At 41.6% G+C, this 2,258-nt stretch carries 4 protein-coding genes; all 4 read right to left on the bottom strand.

The genetic code is table 11. The features are described 5' to 3' along the window. Positions 1-457 precede the first annotated feature (457 nt). Positions 458-838 (bottom strand): HU family DNA-binding protein, encoded by a 381-nt coding sequence (locus AC3DOM_RS17545; RefSeq protein ID WP_487920333.1) that lies wholly within the window; start codon positions 836-838, stop codon positions 458-460. Positions 839-1,342: 504 nt separating this feature from the next. After that, positions 1,343-1,633 carry a hypothetical protein gene (locus AC3DOM_RS17550; protein ID WP_487920334.1) on the bottom strand — a complete coding sequence of 97 codons (291 nt, stop codon included), beginning with the start codon at positions 1,631-1,633 and terminating at the stop codon, positions 1,343-1,345. A gap of 4 nt (positions 1,634-1,637) precedes the next feature. Next, positions 1,638-1,910 (bottom strand): hypothetical protein, encoded by a 273-nt coding sequence (locus AC3DOM_RS17555; RefSeq protein WP_487920335.1) that lies wholly within the window; start codon positions 1,908-1,910, stop codon positions 1,638-1,640. Then, the gene (locus AC3DOM_RS17560) at positions 1,907-2,212 is read right to left on the bottom strand and encodes a hypothetical protein (protein WP_487920336.1); all 306 of its coding nucleotides are present in this window, start codon (positions 2,210-2,212) and stop codon (positions 1,907-1,909) included. Before AC3DOM_RS17560 ends, AC3DOM_RS17555 begins: the two co-directional genes overlap by 4 nt. Positions 2,213-2,258 lie beyond the last annotated feature (46 nt).

Raw genomic sequence — 2,258 nt, forward strand, 5'->3', positions numbered from 1 at the left:
CCTGAGACCTGTAGTAACTGCAAGATAATATAAAGCATAATAGCGAGTTCCTTCTACTGCATCAAGCAATGTCCGAACCTGCTCTTCATCTAGAACTTTCATTTCACGGGGTTTATATTTTGGGAGCGTAACGGCATCCGATATAGACGAATATAAAAATGACTATCCAAGCCTGAACTTCCTATTCAGGTTTGATAGTTTTTCCAAACGATTGACTAAAAGAGATTACTTTTACGATCCAATTTTCACGCACTAATCACGAATTGTCATTTGCCATACATGTTAAACGACTACCCCCTGCAGGTTTAGGAGGTAGTCTCTTGAAAAGGTTAGGACCTATCTCTCAAAAGGTTAGTACCTTTTTGCCAAAAGGTTAGTACCTTTTTGCCAAAAGGTCAGTACCTTTTCGATAAAAGGTCAGTACCTTTTCACTAAAAGGTCAGTACCTTTTTGCGGATCAGGCCTTGCGGAACTTGATATCGTCCAAAATGCGCTCAAATTCCGGTCCGGGACGAAAGAGCACCAGCACATTTTTAACATTTTCGGCGCTCACCTGATCCTCGGTATCGGAGCCATTGGTTTTCAGGCGCAGCCAGAAAGATCCGAAATCGCCCAGGTCTACAATTCTGCCCTCACTGATGTAGCTCGGGATCACCTTGAGCAGGGATTCTACCGCTGCCATCGTATCCGGGGTGCTGATCGTAGACATCTCTGCTACGCGATTCACCACGCCGCGCATCTCCACCCGGTCGGTGGAAACCGGGGAAGGATAGAATTTCTTGGGCGCGGCCGGGTCAGATGGATTTCCACGCTCAACAACATTAAATTTGACAGACATTGAAAAATCTCCTTTTGTAAAATGGGTACTGGGTTTTTGTGGGGGATCACCCCCAGCTGGTCTTTGCATCGCTTTTGTAACAAGAGCGGATGCCTTGCTGTCATTTGTTCTCTAATTCTTCACCTCCTTTATTTGAACAGAAAAGAAAAACCGGCACCACGTAACCACTTCCAATGATTGGTTCGGTGTCGGTTTTTATGCGGTCAGTAAATTATTGTGGGTTCTATCCTATTATCATACAAGAGACCAGGCTTCAAAACAGGCTTCATTAAAGGCCCTTCAATATAATCAGTACCTCTTGAAATTCGTTTATTGCTGCGCTATACTGGGGTTGAACAATCGGTCTTCCGGTTGGACACGATTTAGACTATCCCCTGCCCCCCTCAGGGGGTAGTCGCTTTAATATTTATGACATATGACAATTGATTTCGGTTAATGAAACTTGTATATTATGATAATGAGCATTATAGACAATAAAAAAGTCCCGCTTTTGCGGGATCCTTTTCACGGATTACTATAAATGTCGTGAGTGCCTACTTTTCGAAAGAAACACACCTTTTCGCCATCAGTTGTATATTCATATTGAAAAGTAAAACATAAACTATTTCCTCTCACATGTCCCTCCCAAATTTCAGGATGTCCCTTCATTCTCTTTATACGGAAGCGATTGAACAATTCCACATCCCCTTGTAAAGCTCTCGCAACGTCAGGAAAAGCATCCTTCACGGCTTGTTGATCGCGTGATTCTAATCCACCAAAATCATCATAGAATGACGGCGTACGGCGGAACTTCATACCCCTATTCTTCTAAAGTACGAAGAAATTCATCCATAGTATCAAAGCTCTGCACATTCCCATTGCGAATATGTTCATCAACCTGACGTTCCCCGTTTTGCCATTCATCTGTCCAAAACCAAAGCTGTTTTGTATTCACCCGATAAGTATCACCATGGTACAGTATGTATGCGTTTTCTACTGAATCTGAAGAACTAACGAAGTTTTGCTCACTTTCTTTCGCTACATAACCATCCGATAATCTCAATTGAGATATACTAAGGCTGTCAATCGTCATTTCTTCCCTTCTTTCTTATTTAATAATTTCTCATAATTGTCATTTAACACTTGAAGAAATTCTCCCATCATCTCGGGAGTAACAACAATTTTCGCAACTGGCTTTATCTCTACATTGTCAGGCATTTCATCCTCAGTAAGACCATGAGTTATAGGCGGGGTTAAATGCCCGAAGAATAGATGGAATTCATTTTCTCCACCATGCGAAATATACAGATTATTAGCATACAGAGCTGGCAAATCCTCTGCTGAGCCCCATATTATTCGAATTGCCTTCTCGTTGATTTTCTTTTTTTCTGACATTATTCTTTCCTAATCCATAAGGACTATATATACCAATATTATACAC

The sequence above is a fragment of the Candidatus Desulfolinea nitratireducens genome, assembly GCF_982879505.1.

Coding starts and splice junctions, on each gene's coding strand:
- AC3DOM_RS17545 (WP_487920333.1), bottom strand. CDS start 838: ATGTCTGTCAAATTTAATGTTGTTGAGCGTGGAAATCCATCTGACCCG.
- AC3DOM_RS17550 (WP_487920334.1), bottom strand. CDS start 1,633: ATGAAGTTCCGCCGTACGCCGTCATTCTATGATGATTTTGGTGGATTA.
- AC3DOM_RS17555 (WP_487920335.1), bottom strand. CDS start 1,910: ATGACGATTGACAGCCTTAGTATATCTCAATTGAGATTATCGGATGGT.
- AC3DOM_RS17560 (WP_487920336.1), bottom strand. CDS start 2,212: ATGTCAGAAAAAAAGAAAATCAACGAGAAGGCAATTCGAATAATATGG.